Raw genomic sequence first — 14,076 nt, forward strand, 5'->3', positions numbered from 1 at the left:
GACCCCGGCCAGGACCCCGCCGGGTGCCGACCGTGCTGTCAGTGTTCTCCGGAGTAGATCTCGCGGACCTCGCGGACCGCGTAGAAGACGATCACATAGCCGCCCATCGGGTCGGCCCACCACCAGCCCAGTACGGAGTTCAGCGTCAACCCGAGCAGGACGACGGCCGCCAGCACGCCGTCGACGAAGGTGACTTTCCCCTCGGTCCTCAGCACCGGGTTGTCCAGGGCCGCGCCGGTGCGGGCCTTGCCCGCCGCGAGAGCGAGCATGGCGGCGGCCGTAACCCCGGTCCACACGATGCCCAGCAGCGAGGGCTGCGGGTGGTAGCCGGCGATCAGGACCACGGTGGACTGCACCATGAGGTAGACGGCCAGCAGCGCGAAAGCCCCGCCGATCAAGCGAAGCGCCCGGCGCTGGCGCTCCGCACCGGTCCCCGAAAGTTCCCAGACGACCACGGTCGAGGCACCGATCTCGATCAGCGAGTCCAGGCCGAACCCGGCCAGAGCCACCGAACGGGCCGAGATTGCCGCCACCGCCAGCACCACGATGCCCACCACATTCCAGGCGAGCGTGGTGTACTCCAGGGCGAATCCCCGACGCAGCAGGGTCGTGCGGGCGATCTCGTGCGAACTGTTCACCCGGGAAGTCTCCCAGTCCGGCAGTCCGCCCTGCCCGGCCGATGTCCCGGGCTGGCCACCGCGCAGCGAAGGCTGTACCGCGCAGACCCCGACCGCGCGACGCCGTGCGGCTCCCGCACGCGACCGGCTCGCTCACCCCTGGCTTCGGTGAGTGCGCCAGGTCCCGAACAGCAGCGCGACCAGCGCCAGGCCGACGACCGCGCCGACCAGTTGCATCCCGACGAAGCCGGGCACGGAGGAGGGCTTGATCCCGGCGAAGGTGTTCGTGAAGGCACGGCCGATGGTGACGGCGGGGTTGGCGAAGGAGGTGCTGGAGGTGAACCAGTACGCGGCGCCGATGTAGGAGGCCACCGCGACCGGCGCGAGGTTGAGCCTGTCGGTGCGGGCCAGGCCGAAGATCAGCAGGATCAGTCCGGCGGTGGCGACGACCTCGCCGATCAGCAGGTGCCCGGCCGAGCGGTCGTGGGTGGACCACTGCACCAGCTGCTTGCCGAACATGGCGTCCGCCAGGACCGCCCCGCCGATCGCGCCGGCGATCTGGGCCGGGATGTAGACGACGGCGTCACGGATGCCCAACGCACCGGAGGACCGCCCGATCCACCAGTCCGCGAGGGTGACCACGGGATTGAAGTGCGCCCCGGATACCGGGCCGAGCAGGGCGATCAGCACGCCCAGCCCGAAGACCGTGGCGGTCGAGTTGGCCAGCAGCTGCAGCGCCACGTCGTGGGTCAATTCGGTGGCCTGGATGCCGGATCCGACCACGACCGCCACCAGCGCGGCGGTACCGACCAGCTCGGCCGCGGCCCGCCGCCCCAGCGGCGGTCGGTGTGCGACGGCGGGTCCTGGCGGCAGGGCGGCGTCGTCGTGGGGGAGGGCGCCGGCCCCAGTGGCAACCGGGTCGGCGTCGGTGGTGGTCACGGGCAGGGCCTCTTGGTGTCGGCGTCATGGGTGGCGCGGGCCTGGTCGGCGAGGGCCGCGAGATCCTCGGCCAGCGCCGCCACGGCGGCGGGCTTGAGCTTGTAGTACAGGAAGCGTCCGCACGACTCGGTCTCCACCAGCCCGGTTTGCCGCAGCAACCGCAGGTGGTTGGACAGGTTGGTCTGCTTGGCGCCGGTCTCCTCGACCAGGTGGCACACGCACAGCGACTCGACAGCCAGAAGCCGGAGGATCTGCATCCGCAGTGGATCGGCCAGAGCCTTCATTACTTCAGTATCGACTGATGTCACCATGGGCTGATACGTTACCGGTTACGGGGCCGCCACGCGAGCCCCGAAGCGGCCACCGGTCCTGGCCGGTGGCCCCTTCCCGCGCTGGAGACACCATGTCCGCGACGCCCCCGCCGACACCGCCGCCGTACCGCGGGCGGGACACCTCGGGTGCTGTTCGTCCGCACCGGCAACGCCGGGCCCTCCCAGCTACATCGCCCGCCGGGGTCCTGGACGACTTCGAACCGGCCCGTCCCCGACCCCACGGCAAGCCGCTGGACACCATCCGGCAGATCCGCGGCGCCGAACTCACCCCCGCGACCTCCTGAACTCCCCCTCGCCACCCGATCAGAAAGCACCCTGTTTCCGATGACTGCCGCACCCGCCGCCTCGGTCCTGTTCGTCTGCGTCCACAACGCCGGCCGCTCCCAGATGGCCGCCGGATTCCTCACCCACCTGGCCGGGGACCGCGTCGAGGTCCGCTCGGCCGGCTCCGTCCCGGGCGACCAGGTCAACCCCTCCGCCGTCGCCGCGATGGCCGAGGTCGGCGTCGACATCTCCCAGCAGACGCCCAAGGTGCTGACCACCGAGGCCGTCCAGGCATCGGACTACGTCATCACCATGGGTTGCGGCGACGCCTGCCCGGTCTTCCCCGGCAAGAAGTACCTCACCTGGGAACTCGAGGACCCGGCCGGACAGGGCGTGGAGGCCGTACGCCCGATCCGCGACGAGATCAGGCAGCTGATCGAGAGCCTGGTCGCCGAGATCGACGCCAAGCAGCAGAAGAGCTGACCGCCACGCCCGAACCGGCAAGAACTGTCCAGCGAAGTCCTGACGCACTCTCACCAGATGAACTCGCCCCGCGGAGGTCCTGCCCCAAGCCAATAATCCCGCAGTCACCGAACAGGCTCATCGGTACGACCCCGGGTACATCGTGCTCATTGCGCGCCTCCCAAACGGCCAACGGACACCGCCACCGTCCGGGCCGGCACGCCCCCCCGGACTTCACAGCGGCAGCTCGCACCACCACCGCTCGGGCCCCGGAGGAGGCACGAGGCTCCCAGGAGAGAAGCTCCCCGCTGCCCTTGGCAGCCTCGTGCGTACCCAGGGGCGCCAGGGCGACACACGGACCCGCGTTTCCGCAGGTAAAGCAGGAGCAGACCGCACCCAAGCTTGAGCCCCCGAGCTCCAAGTGGGCACGAAAAATGCCCTCCGACTCTGCATAGCCGCAGGTCAAAGGACATTTATACGCGTGGAGCCTAGGGGAGTCGAACCCCTGACATCCGCCATGCAAAGACGGCGCTCTACCAACTGAGCTAAGGCCCCTCGACGGTTCTGTGCAGAACCACCGCGCACCAGGGTACCGGTTCCCGGACCGAACCCCGACCCGGATTCTTCCGGGCCCGGCCGTTCACGGGCGCAACCCCGGCCGATCGGCCGGGGTTGCTGCGCCGTACGGATGCGGCAGGGGGGTCAGCGGGCGCCGACCGGAACCGCGTCGGTGGCCTCGGTCCACAGATCCTGCTCGGCGCGGTCCGCCTGGACCTGGCGGTACACGAAGTACCCACCAAGAGCAGCCAGGACTACCAGGAGAAGCTTCTTCACCGCGCGACCTCGTCCTTCTGTGCCGGTACTGTGCGGCGGCAGCCGGAAGGGGCTGCCGTCCTCCCGGCCGATGATACACACCCGGCACGGACCGCAACCCGGGCTGCGCCGAACGGCCCACCCGGCCCCACCGCGGCCCGCAGCCGCCCCGCAGACCCCCGCTGACGCCGGATCAGCCCTGCGGGGCCCGCGGCAGCCGGACCACCGCCAGGCCCGCGTCCAGGTCCACCCCGGTCCGCGGCGGAGCCCCCTCGCCCTCGTCGTCCCGGAGCATCAGCGAGCTCTTCCGCTCGTCCAGCTGCTGCTGCTTCCCGGCCGCGAAGACGGCGTGCAGCTGCTCGAAGCCGGTCGCCGAGATCTGCCCCTCCCGCCCGGTGCCGCGCCAGGGGATCCACTTCGCCCGGCCGGCCCGCAGCGCCAACTGGTCCACCAGCGCCACCAGCGCCAGCAGGCAGACCAGACCGGGGATCGTCATCGCGAACAGAAGCGTCATCGTTCCTCCACCCCGGAGCAGAGAAGCCCGGCCCCTGTCGGGGGCCGGGCTTCTCAACTCAAGCTCAACAAAGTGCGCCTACCAGGACTTGAACCTGGGGCCTCTTCCTTATCAGGGAAGCTTGTGAGTTTTGACATCATCGCTGATCAGCCGCCTAACTCTACCACCTGCAGGATCTCCAATCTACATCCGCAGCGTACTGCGTAGTCCATCGCAGGCCGCTGGAGTTCCGGACTCTTTCCGGACTACGCCACCGCCCCGAGCTGCCGGTGCTTGTGGTAATCCCGCATCGCAGCCTGTACCTGGCCGGCCAGGTCCTGCGACGCGTGCTCGTAGATCCACGTCACCGACGATGCCCGCTCGTGCCCGAGGACCGCCTGGATGACGACCTCCGGGCAGCCCATGTTCGCCAGCTCGCTCGCCACGGTGGCCCGCTGGTCGCGGAACTCGGGCCAGTAGTCGTGTCGCTTCGTGCCGTCCTCGAGCGTCTTGACCGTCACCCTGGCCACACCGGCCTCGGTGATTGCCCTGATCCACGTCTTGCGGAACGCGCTGCGGCGCAGTGGCCCGCGCTCCAGCGCGTGGGTCTTCCGGTTCTTCCGGTTGCGCCCATGGAACACCAGCTCCTCCGGATGCATGCCGTCCGAAACGTCGCTCTTGGTCGTGGCCGGCTTCTCCCGCTCCATGTGCAGCCGGAGCGCACCGTGGGCCCGCCAGCTCAAAGGGACGGTCCTCATCGAGGCGTCCTCCTTGGGGTATGCCTTGCGCTTCAGGGTCGCCCCGACCTCTGTGACCACTTCCCGCACCTGGACGAGCGCATTGTCCAGGTCCACCCAGCATGCCCGGAGGCCGACCAGCTCGCCCCAGCGGAGCCCGGTCTCCTGGGCCACGATCTGCAGGGTGCGTTGGTAGGCCGGGAGGGCTCGGCGCACTCGCCGCAGCTGCTCGAGAGACGGCGGCTTGCGGTCCTCGGGGTGCACCTTGTGGATCTTCGGCAGCTCGATTCCATCCGCTGCGTTATAGGGGACACGCCTGCTGCGCAGAGCGAAGCCGAGCATCCGGTCGAGGATCTGGAAGACCTTCACCGCACTCGAGGCGGCGAGGTGCCCATCGAGGCTGTTGACCCACTCCTGGATCTCCTCGTGGCCGATGCTGATGATCGGCCAGTCGCCGAACCGCGGCTTGATGTGGGTACGCCAGAGCGACAGGTCCCTCGCCTTCGTGGTGTCCTCTCCCTTCCGCAGCCCGTAGTAGATGTTCCACAACTCGGTAAGGGTGATCTTGCCGCGCACGGGGTCGGTCCAGTTGCCGGCGCGGACTCGGGTGGCGGCGGCCTGGCCGTCAGCCACAGCCTCGTCGTAGGTCGGCCGGTTCAGCGACCGGTCGCGCCCGCTGGGGTCGGTGTACCGGTACTGCCACGAGCCGATGCAGTCCGCTTCCTTGATGCTGGGCTTCCGGTCGGGGTGGTACTTGGTCGTGCACACCGGGCATCCGCACACTCTGGACGGGATCTGCCTCGGGTTGTTCGTGGGCCTGCGCCCCATAGCCTGCCTCCATGGTTGACGGTCCTAGCTGGCTCGCGCCGCTAGTGGCGCGAGCAGTTCCTCCGGCACGGGGATGGCCTCGCCGCAGAAGCAGCGCAGGTGCATCGGTGCCGGTGGCGCTGAGAGGTCCCGGAGGATGGCCGTGATCTCCGTGAAGGCGTCCTCAAGTGGTGTTCCACGGCGGACGGTGATGAGCACGTCCGAGCTGTTCCAGAACACCAGTTCGAGTGAGGAGTCGACAACGGCGATACGTAGGCACATAGGTCCCCCAGGATTGGGTGAGTGGTGCCGGCGCTGGAGGACACCGGCCTCCCGACGCTACCTCGGATGGTGCCTGTGTGAGCACTGAGCGTAAAAATTCGTGCTGAAAATGTGCAAGAGCCTGATCAGAGGTGTGCGCTGGGGGCGCACTACGCTCCCCCGCGCGCCGCCCTCGGTGTGCGGCCTAGCGCCACGGCCATGTCCACGAGCGCCCGTTGGGACTCGGTGGGTAGGTCGTCGTAGATGCGGAGCAGCTTCTCCCGGCGTTCGGTGTCGAGGTCGCCGGGGACACTGCGGCCGACTGCTTCGAATATCTCCTTGACGGAGGTGATGCCCACCGGCAGTGCGGCGACGAGGGCGCGCAGGTAGTCGGTGTTGACGCCGCCGCCGGTGCCGCGGGTGCGCCGCACCCACCCGTTGAGAGTGGTGTAGGGCACGCCCGCCTTCGCGGCGAGTTCCTTCTGGGTCATCCCCGTGTCAGTCAGCACGCGCTGGAGCAGCGCGGCGAGGTCCTCGCCACGCGGAACCTCGGTGTCAATGTCCACAGGGTTGTCCACAGGGCCAGTATGCCCGACAAATCTACATCCGCAGGTGGAGTGTAGATGTGTGGCCTGTACCTGATAGGCGCACGTGGGGGCGCATGTACAGCACCGTCTACAGGTGACGCGTCCAGCACAGCCCTGCACTGCATGTCAGCCGCCTATTGACTCCGATACACATACGCATGTAGATTGCGTATGTGCCGGTGAGGCCCCCACCCGGGGGTGAGATTCAGTCACAGTGCACATGTCATACGGAGGATTTCCCATGCAGCGACGGGACGGCGGAGCGCCGATCCGCGAGGCCATGGCCGCCGCCGGGCTCAAGATCGACGCCCTGGCAGCAGCCACGAAAGCGGTAGATCCCGCAGGCCGGGGCGTCGGACGGGCCACCATCGGGTTCGTCGTCGCCACCGGCGCCAGTGCCCGGGAGCGCATGAGCGACCGCGCAGCGACGCTCCTCGCCGACGCACTCGGTGCGCCGGTCGAGCGCCTCTTTGCGCCGGACGACATCAGCATGCCCGCAGAATACGCATCTACATCGCGTACCGGTACTACCGGGGCTGTAGAAACCGGCACCGCCAGGAAGACCCGGCGGGCGCCCCGGTCGTCGGCCGAGCCGCTTCTCACGCTGGCCGAAGAGGCCGAGCTGATCGGCCGCAGCAAGAGCTGGTTCTACGAGATGCGCCGCCTCTACCCGCGTGCGCACGCCACCCCGTTCCCCATCCACTACGCGGGCAAGAGCCCTCGGTTTATCCACAGCGAGGTTGTGGCGTGGATGGACGCCGCGTTCCCGATGGGCCTCGCGGCCTGAACGACGGCGGGCCGCCCTCCCGGGACGCACCCCGAGCAGACGGCCCTGCCAGCCAGTCCCCACCACACACCCGCTAGAGATCAGAGAGGGGACGACATGTCCCAGAGTACCGAACAGAGAGTGCCGGCCTCGCCGGTGGACGCCGAGGTGGACGCCTTCCTCGCGCCGGTCGCCGGGCACCTCAGCGCGATGACCGCCTGCCGCGCCATCGCCCGCTTCCTCATCGAGCAGCCGCAGTTCGCCACCGACCGGCACATCAACTGGATCCCCCAGTACAACGGTTACGTCACTGTGGAGGTGGCTCCGCGCCGCGAGGACGGCCCCGCGGTGATGGCCACGATTGCACGGCAGATCGGCACGGAGCTGATCCCGACGCCGTTCGCGTCGGAGGCCCACGGCCCCTGTATCTCGCTGACGATGTACGGCACCCACCACTCCGCTGAGTGGTTCGTCGTGACGGCCGTCACCGCCGCGGCATGGGCTGAGCACGTGGTTGCGCAGTCGACGGCGGTCGCCGCGTGACGACAGCGACCATGCTCCCCTCGGCCGTTGGCGACCTGGTGACGCCGACCGCGCGCCTGGTCCTTCCGGCCGGGACCGACCGGAGCGAGTGGCTGGCCGCGCGCCGCTTCGGCATCGGGGCCTCGGACGTCGCCGCGATCCTCGACCTGGCCGACTTCGGCACACCCCGGGCCGTGTTCCTCGACAAGCTCGGCCAGCTGCAGGACAGCGCCGGGGACGCAGCCCACTGGGGCAACGTCATGGAGGGGCCGATCGCGAAGGAGTGGGAGCGGCGCAACCGTTCCGTGGTCGAGGACATCGGGCTCGTAGCGCACGCTGAGGATCCGGTGATGCTGACGACGCTGGACCGGCGCGTGGTCGAGTGCCCGCTGCCGGAGACCCGGCACCAGGTCTGCGCACTGGAGATCAAGTGCAGGTCGGCGTTCAAGGGCGGCCGGTGGCACGACGGCGCACCAGACGATGTCCTCGCGCAGCTGCTGTGGCAGCTCGCCGTGACCGGTCTGGACCACGTCCACTACGCGGTTCTGGTCGGTGGGAACGACTACCGGCAGGGTGTCGTCAGGGCGGCTGCACACCAGGCCACGATGCAGGACATCGTGAGCGGGTGCCGCGCCTGGTGGGACCGGCACGTCGTGCCCGGTGTCCTGCCGCCGGCCTCGGACAACGCGGCCCGCGAGCTGGAGATGTACAAGCGGCTGCACCCCAACGGTGTCGGCATCGTGCGCCTGGACGACGACCCCGACGTCCTCACCCTGCTGCGCAACTACGAGACCGCACGCCTGGCCGAGAAGGCCGCCGAGCAGCAGAAGGACGCGGCGCAGGTCGAGCTGCGCCGCCTGCTCGGAGACGCCCAGTTTGCCTACCTCGACAACCAGTTGGCGTATGCCGCGAACCCGACTGACGGCCGGATCCGCACCAACTACGAGCGGCTGGCCGAACGGTGGCCCGACGCCTACGCGGACTGCGTCAGCTACGGCGACCCCGGCACCCGGTTCGACGTCGACAAGGCGTACCGCCTCAAGCCCACGAAGGAGTCCTGACATGGGGCTGAAGGAAGCCGCCGCAGTTGCCGCGGGCAGCACCACCGTGGTGGACCCGCTCGGCCCGTTCGCGTCCGAGGTACCGGGCGCCATCGACATGGGGGAGTACGAGCCCGGCGACGACGAACCGGAGATGGTGCCCGTCCACATCGCCTGGTCGCGGGTGCGCCGGGACGTGCGGTCCATCGGGAAGAACGAGCTGTACAACCAGTCCGGAACACGCTTCAACTACCGCGGCGTCGACACGATGATCAACGCCTTCGCGCCGATCACGCTGAAGCACGGCATCAACATTTTCCCTGTCGATGCCACCGCCTCGTACCGCGACATCCTCACGTCCAAGGGCAACAAGATGCGTGAGTGCACGGTCCGGATGGTGTGGGAAATCGTGGGCCCGATGGGCGACCGCCAGGTGACGTGCACCCAGGGGGAGGCCCTCGACACCTCGGACAAGGGGACAGCCAAGGCCCAATCGGTGGCGCTGCGCGTGCTCCTGGAACGCGCCGGGCTGGTCCCGACCAGCGACGCTGACCCCGACTCCGAGCACGTCCAGCGCGGCGAGGCCGGCATCCGTACGCCGGAGAGCTACCGCGAAGAGCTGCTGTTGCCGGAGACAACCTTCGCCCGGACCGAGCGCATCGGCGCCGAGCTGTTCGCCGCCGGGCTCCTGAAGGCCCTGGTCTCGGACCGGGACGGCAAGACCCTCGTGACGCTGGACGTCCTCGGCACCCGGCTCCTCGAGGAGCGCAGGCCGCCGGAGCAGGGGCAGGCCGAAGCAGTCGCGGCCCTGTATGCCGCCGGGGCTGAGCGGGGGATGGACCGGCCCGCGGTGGACGCATGGTTCTACGCCGAGACCCGGACGGGCCCCGGGCAGGCCGGCACCGCGCTCCTGCGGACGGCTGCCGCGAAGGTCCTCGAGCGGGAGCCAGTGCCGTGACGGGCCCCGTTGCCGCGTGGGGTGCGGGCCTCACGGTCGCGGTCCTCGGCTACATCGCGCTGGCCAGCTGGGTCGGCCGGTGCCTGAAGCGCCGCGCAGCCGAGCAGACCCGGACGCCTCCGCCCGACGACCCGTGACCGGGCGGCTCCTCAACTGGCGCGACCCCGCCCGGCATTGGAACTGGGCCGGGCCGCTGCCCTGCCGCTACTGCGGGGGACTGACGCAGCTGCTCGACAGCAAGCGGTCCCCCGCCCACAAGGTCTGCGCCGAGCAGGCCCTCGAGACCCAGGCAGCCGAACAGGCTGCCGCGAACGATTGGAAATCAACGCTGTGACGATCGTGGACACCACATCCGGCGAGATCCTCAGGGACCGCCCGGAGCCGCGAGAGCTGGCCTCGCTGCTGGTCGAGCACCTCAACGGCCGCACCCACGCCGAGCTGTCCCGCGAGCTGCACCAGCTGCTCGAGGCCGTGACCGCGCACGGCAAGAAGGGCTCGCTGGTCATCGCGATCAACATCGACCCGACCAGCGCCGGTGAGCACACCCCCGTCGCGATCAGCTTCGAGTCGACGGTGAAGGCCCCGAAGGCCAAGGCGGCCAGCGCTCTGTTCTTCATCGACAGCGACGGCAACCCGACCCAGGACAACCCCTCGCAGCCGTCGCTGTTCGCCCGCCCCGTCCCCTCCCAGAGCACCGAACTGAGGAACGTCTGATGCACAGCTACAACCCGGCCCCCGTCGAACTGGCTGCCACCGGCGGCGACGTGCAGGTCATCGTCGACACCGCCCGCGACTCGGTGCAGCCCGTCAAGCTCGAGATCGGCGAGGTCTACGCCGTCCGCAACAGCCGCGGCGAGCCGACCACCCTCGACCTCACCGGCGACGCCTACCGCGACCTGCCGAAGCGTAAGGCTGGCACGACCCGCGTGTGGGACGCCGAGTCCTTCGTCGCCTACTACGCCAAGCACAACGATCAGGGCAGCGACCTGTACGCCGACGTCCAGCAGCTCAAGGTCACCGCTGTCCTGGACGCTCACCAGCAGGACGCCGCACGGTGGGGTCAGCACCGGCTCGTGCTCGAGCTGCGCCAGACCACTGACTGGGCGACCTGGCTCAAGTACGACGGCAAGCTCATCGCGCAGGAGACCTTCGCCCAGCACATCGAGGACAACCTCGGCGTGATCGTGATGGACGAGGACGACATCAAGGCGCCCTCCGCCGCGCAGATGCTCGAGGTCGCCCAGAGTCTCGAGGCCAGTACCAAGGTCGAGTTCCTGTCCGGGGTCCGACTGGCGGACGGCCAGAGGCAGCTGACCTACACCGAGACCACCCAGGGCAAGGCCGGCCAGAAGGGGAAGCTCGACATCCCCGCGCACTTCTGGATCGGTGTGCAGCCCTTCGAGGGGGCCCAGCGGTACCGCGTCAAGGCCCGGTTCCAGTACCGGATCGGCGACGGCGAGCTGCGGTTGGCGTACCGCCTCGAGAAGCCGGAAGAGGCCGTCAAGGCGGCGTTCGGCGATGTCGTGGCGGCCCTGGCCGAGAGCATCACCGAGCCCATCATGAACGGCTCTCCGGCGTAGCTGCTCGACCTGCGGCGGCCCGGGACACCTCCCCGGCCCCGGGCCGCCGCGCCCCTCTTACTCACCACGAACACCCCGAGATGAGCCCTGCATGGCACGCCGCCACGGTCTGATCCTCTCCAGCATCTGGGATGACGCCGACTTCACCGACCTTCTGGGTGAGGGCGAACAGCGGCTGTACGCCTTCCTGTTGTCGCAGCCGAACCTCAACCATGCCGGGCTGCTGCCGCTCACGTTGAAGAGGTGGGCCAGGAAGGCGAAGGGCTTGACGGTCGACCTCCTGCAGCAGCGACTGGACGTCCTCGAGCAGCGGCGGTTCATCGTGATGGACGCCGACACGGAGGAGCTGCTGATCCGTAGCTTCATCCGCAACGACGGCGTGTACCGGATGCCGCGCGTGATGGGTGCCGCCGTGTCGGGAGCGCAGGAGATCAGCTCACACAAGCTGCGCCGGGCCCTGCTCGCCGAGATGCCGCGGATCCCGCTCGAGGAACTGAGCGACGCGGCCGGCCCGAAAGGGCCCTCGGTCCGGGCGCAGGTTCAGGAGCACATCGAGGTCCTGTGCCGGACCATCGCGGTACCCCTGCCGAACCCTTCTGCAGCCCCTTCGGCATGGCCTGAGCAAGCCTCGCCCAACCCTTCGGCAACCCCTGGCGATACCCCTCGGCAACCCTTCCCCAAGGGTTCGGCAGGGGTTGCCGATACCCCTGACACTGCCCCTGCCGATACCCCTGGGGAACCCCCTGCCCAACCCTCTACGCACGTGCGCGCAGAGGCGCATGCGCGCGTGGCCCCTGCCCTTTCCCCTGCCCTTTCCCCTCCCCCCTCCTCCTCCCCGCCGCCGCCGGATCCCGCCGTCGTCCAGCCGAGCACCCCGGCCGAAGGCGGAGGAGGAGGCGAGGACCCCACCGAGCAAGCCATCGAGTTCCTCGAACAGCTCCCGCAGCCCTGGACGCTCGGCCGCGTCACTGCCAAGGCGTACGCACCGAACCTGATCGCCCGCGCTGCCGAACGGCATTGGGAGCTGGACGCCGCCCTCGCCGCCGAACTGACGAAGGACCCGGGCGGCATCCGCAGCTACCGCGAGGTGCTCCGCAGCCGCATCGAAGACCTCGCCTACCGGCAGCGTCCTGCCCTGCCGCTCGCCAACCAGAAGCCCTGCGCGACGTGCGGCACCACCGAGCGCCGCCTCGCCGACAACGGCATCTGCCCGCCCTGCATCAAGGGCGACTCCGGAGCACAGCCGCGGACCCTCATGCCCGCCGGCTTCCGGCAAGCCATCCGGCCAGACGCCGCCCCCTCGACCGAACAGGAGTGACCCATGGAGCAGACGCACCTGCCCGCCGGGTACTACGCCGTCCCCGACCCCACCACCACCGATGCCCCGACGATGACGTACTGGCACGTCACCTACGACGACAAGGGCGACCGCACCGTCGCCCCGTGGCCGCCGAAGGCCCGGTACGGGCCGCAGCCGTACAAGCGCGACATGCCCGCCGACCCGGCCCAGCGGAAGACCTGGTTCGACGGCGTCGTCGCCAGCCGCCGCACCTTCTGGGAGCAGGTCGACACCGCGATCCAGCAGGACCCCGCCGGCTGCGCCGCCCGCTACGCCGAGTTCACGACCAGGTGCTTCGACTGCGGGCGCTCCCTGCGCTCCGACCGCTGGCGCCTGGTCGGTATCGGCCCCGACTGCTTCGCGAAGTCGGGCCTGAACTACACCGCCTTGGCCAGCACCACGACGCCGCTCATCGCCACCGCCCACGCCCTCCACCACGCCCAACGCACCGGAGCCGCAGCATGACCACCCGACAGGAAGCCACCGCTGTTGCACTCCAGTGGGCCACCGAAGCCACCGCCCACCTGCAAGCCGCAATCCAGCACCGTGCACAGGCCGCCAACCTCGAGGGCATGGTCGGCGCCCGGCGAGACCAGGAGCAGTTCCGGTACAAGACCGACACCGAGATCGGCGCCTACATCGAGGCACGGCAGACAGCCCTCATGTGGACCGAGATCGCCAACCTGCTCCCCGCGTCCGAGCCCGCCAGCCTCGCCGAACTGGTCCACGCCGCAGGCCGCAAGACCGTCGAGTCCTGGATGGCCCAGAACGCCGAGAAGACCGGAGCCGACTCATGACCAGCCCTCAGCAGTCCGCCGCCCTCGCCGCCGAATGGGCGCAGCACGCCGACCTCAACCTGCGAGAGGCCCGGCACAGCCGTACCCAAGCCCAGAGCCGCGCCTCCGGCCTGGACTCGGAACAGGAGGCCCAGCAGACCGAGCGCTGGCAGCGGCGGGCCGAACAGTCCACGGCGAAGGCCAAGGAGGCCCGGCTGATGGCGCTCATGTGGGCCGCTGTCGCCTCCGCCCGGGCTCCCATCGAGGCTCTGCCGGCTGCCTGCGTCTCGGCGTCCTGGCACGACGAGCACGGGGTCCACCGCTGCAAGGGAGGCCACAGCCCCGACGCCAAGCACAGCGACGGGGTCCAGAGTTGGGACACAGTCGAGATCATCCCCCCGGCCGAGCCCACGAGCCCGAGCAGCCGCTGCCCGTACTGCGGATGCCTCGATCGGCACTGCGACAAATGCCTCACCGAGTGCGCGCTCCCGCCGTTCTACGAACCGGGCACCAGTAAGCCCATCGCGATTCGCCGCCGGTCAGCACCCGACGTCCTCCGCTTCCACGCGGACGTCCTCGCCCAGATCAGCCGAGGCGCAGTTACTGCCGAGGCGCACGCCAGCATCACCGCCGCACGAGTCGGGATGAACCTGCTCGCCGACCAACTCGAAGCCCAGGACTAGCAGCCGATCCAGGCCGCCCAAAGGGGCCGCCACGGGGCCAGCGCCCCCGCGAGCGGCCCCGCCCCTGCCGGACCCGGAGATCGGCCCGCACGGCCCCACA

Annotated in this window: 21 protein-coding genes and 2 tRNA genes; 14 read left to right on the forward strand and 9 right to left on the reverse strand. The window is 69.6% G+C overall.

Annotated features, from left to right (window positions below; translation table 11 throughout):
* Positions 1-38: 38 nt before the first annotated feature.
* The 3 genes from ACEZDG_RS13815 to ACEZDG_RS13825 all read right to left on the reverse strand — a co-directional run bounded on the left by ACEZDG_RS13815 (position 39) and on the right by ACEZDG_RS13825 (position 1,867).
* On the reverse strand, positions 39-638 hold the full coding sequence (locus ACEZDG_RS13815; protein WP_380507825.1) for a cation transporter: 600 nt from the start codon (positions 636-638) through the stop codon (positions 39-41).
* Positions 639-770: 132 nt separating this feature from the next.
* Entirely contained in the window at positions 771-1,556 is a 786-nt protein-coding gene (locus ACEZDG_RS13820) for an aquaporin (protein WP_380507828.1), read from the reverse strand.
* Entirely contained in the window at positions 1,553-1,867 is a 315-nt protein-coding gene (locus ACEZDG_RS13825) for an ArsR/SmtB family transcription factor (protein WP_380507830.1), read from the reverse strand. The genes ACEZDG_RS13820 and ACEZDG_RS13825 overlap by 4 nt, the downstream gene beginning before the upstream one ends.
* A gap of 92 nt (positions 1,868-1,959) precedes the next feature.
* Between ACEZDG_RS13825 and ACEZDG_RS13830 the strand changes: the two genes are divergently transcribed.
* Positions 1,960-2,172 (forward strand): hypothetical protein, encoded by a 213-nt coding sequence (locus ACEZDG_RS13830; RefSeq protein ID WP_380507833.1) that lies wholly within the window; start codon positions 1,960-1,962, stop codon positions 2,170-2,172.
* Between the two features lie 40 nt (positions 2,173-2,212).
* Entirely contained in the window at positions 2,213-2,635 is a 423-nt protein-coding gene (locus ACEZDG_RS13835; protein WP_380507836.1) for an arsenate reductase ArsC, read from the forward strand.
* Positions 2,636-3,096: 461 nt separating this feature from the next.
* Here ACEZDG_RS13835 and ACEZDG_RS13840 read toward each other — a convergent pair.
* The 6 genes from ACEZDG_RS13840 to ACEZDG_RS13865 form a co-directional block, all read right to left on the reverse strand.
* A tRNA-Ala gene (locus ACEZDG_RS13840) sits at positions 3,097-3,169 on the reverse strand.
* 147 nt (positions 3,170-3,316) lie between these two features.
* Positions 3,317-3,448, reverse strand: coding sequence for a DLW-39 family protein (locus ACEZDG_RS13845; RefSeq protein ID WP_221201912.1), 132 nt, complete (start codon positions 3,446-3,448; stop codon positions 3,317-3,319).
* Positions 3,449-3,620: 172 nt separating this feature from the next.
* On the reverse strand, positions 3,621-3,941 hold the full coding sequence (locus tag ACEZDG_RS13850; protein WP_380507839.1) for a DUF6191 domain-containing protein: 321 nt from the start codon (positions 3,939-3,941) through the stop codon (positions 3,621-3,623).
* 73 nt (positions 3,942-4,014) lie between these two features.
* Positions 4,015-4,084: transfer RNA gene (locus ACEZDG_RS13855), tRNA-Leu, on the reverse strand.
* A 102-nt stretch (positions 4,085-4,186) separates the two neighbouring features.
* The gene (locus ACEZDG_RS13860) at positions 4,187-5,485 is read right to left on the reverse strand and encodes a tyrosine-type recombinase/integrase (RefSeq protein WP_380507842.1); all 1,299 of its coding nucleotides are present in this window, start codon (positions 5,483-5,485) and stop codon (positions 4,187-4,189) included.
* A 410-nt stretch (positions 5,486-5,895) separates the two neighbouring features.
* Positions 5,896-6,303: a helix-turn-helix domain-containing protein gene (locus tag ACEZDG_RS13865; protein ID WP_380507844.1), complete on the reverse strand. Its 408-nt coding sequence runs from the start codon at positions 6,301-6,303 to the stop codon at positions 5,896-5,898.
* A 250-nt stretch (positions 6,304-6,553) separates the two neighbouring features.
* On the opposite strand from ACEZDG_RS13865, the gene ACEZDG_RS13870 reads away from it, so the two are divergent.
* From ACEZDG_RS13870 to ACEZDG_RS13925, 12 genes are all read left to right on the forward strand, one after another.
* Complete coding sequence (locus ACEZDG_RS13870; RefSeq protein WP_380507847.1) at positions 6,554-7,099, forward strand: helix-turn-helix transcriptional regulator; 546 nt, start codon at positions 6,554-6,556, stop codon at positions 7,097-7,099.
* 96 nt (positions 7,100-7,195) lie between these two features.
* Positions 7,196-7,621 (forward strand): hypothetical protein, encoded by a 426-nt coding sequence (locus ACEZDG_RS13875; RefSeq protein ID WP_380507850.1) that lies wholly within the window; start codon positions 7,196-7,198, stop codon positions 7,619-7,621.
* Complete coding sequence (locus ACEZDG_RS13880; protein ID WP_380507853.1) at positions 7,618-8,661, forward strand: YqaJ viral recombinase family nuclease; 1,044 nt, start codon at positions 7,618-7,620, stop codon at positions 8,659-8,661. Before ACEZDG_RS13875 ends, ACEZDG_RS13880 begins: the two co-directional genes overlap by 4 nt.
* A gap of 1 nt (position 8,662) precedes the next feature.
* Positions 8,663-9,598 (forward strand): ERF family protein, encoded by a 936-nt coding sequence (locus ACEZDG_RS13885; protein ID WP_380507856.1) that lies wholly within the window; start codon positions 8,663-8,665, stop codon positions 9,596-9,598.
* Positions 9,595-9,735 carry a hypothetical protein gene (locus tag ACEZDG_RS13890; RefSeq protein ID WP_380507859.1) on the forward strand — a complete coding sequence of 47 codons (141 nt, stop codon included), beginning with the start codon at positions 9,595-9,597 and terminating at the stop codon, positions 9,733-9,735. The genes ACEZDG_RS13885 and ACEZDG_RS13890 overlap by 4 nt, the downstream gene beginning before the upstream one ends.
* Positions 9,732-9,932: a hypothetical protein gene (locus ACEZDG_RS13895; RefSeq protein WP_380507862.1), complete on the forward strand. Its 201-nt coding sequence runs from the start codon at positions 9,732-9,734 to the stop codon at positions 9,930-9,932. The genes ACEZDG_RS13890 and ACEZDG_RS13895 overlap by 4 nt, the downstream gene beginning before the upstream one ends.
* A gap of 5 nt (positions 9,933-9,937) precedes the next feature.
* A complete protein-coding gene (locus ACEZDG_RS13900; RefSeq protein WP_380507864.1) occupies positions 9,938-10,312 on the forward strand; it encodes a hypothetical protein in 375 nt (124 codons plus the stop codon).
* The gene (locus ACEZDG_RS13905) at positions 10,312-11,178 is read left to right on the forward strand and encodes a DUF2303 family protein (protein WP_380507867.1); all 867 of its coding nucleotides are present in this window, start codon (positions 10,312-10,314) and stop codon (positions 11,176-11,178) included. The genes ACEZDG_RS13900 and ACEZDG_RS13905 overlap by 1 nt, the downstream gene beginning before the upstream one ends.
* A 91-nt stretch (positions 11,179-11,269) precedes the next feature.
* Complete coding sequence (locus ACEZDG_RS13910) at positions 11,270-12,496, forward strand: hypothetical protein (protein ID WP_380507869.1); 1,227 nt, start codon at positions 11,270-11,272, stop codon at positions 12,494-12,496.
* Positions 12,497-12,499: 3 nt separating this feature from the next.
* Positions 12,500-12,982 (forward strand): DUF6011 domain-containing protein, encoded by a 483-nt coding sequence (locus tag ACEZDG_RS13915; protein WP_380507872.1) that lies wholly within the window; start codon positions 12,500-12,502, stop codon positions 12,980-12,982.
* Complete coding sequence (locus ACEZDG_RS13920; RefSeq protein ID WP_380507875.1) at positions 12,979-13,314, forward strand: hypothetical protein; 336 nt, start codon at positions 12,979-12,981, stop codon at positions 13,312-13,314. The genes ACEZDG_RS13915 and ACEZDG_RS13920 overlap by 4 nt, the downstream gene beginning before the upstream one ends.
* Positions 13,311-13,976 (forward strand): hypothetical protein, encoded by a 666-nt coding sequence (locus ACEZDG_RS13925; RefSeq protein WP_380507878.1) that lies wholly within the window; start codon positions 13,311-13,313, stop codon positions 13,974-13,976. The genes ACEZDG_RS13920 and ACEZDG_RS13925 overlap by 4 nt, the downstream gene beginning before the upstream one ends.
* The last annotated feature ends 100 nt before the right edge of the window (positions 13,977-14,076 follow it).

Origin of the sequence: Streptacidiphilus alkalitolerans, assembly GCF_042511045.1 — a bacterium.
GTDB lineage: Bacteria > Actinomycetota > Actinomycetes > Streptomycetales > Streptomycetaceae > Streptacidiphilus > Streptacidiphilus alkalitolerans.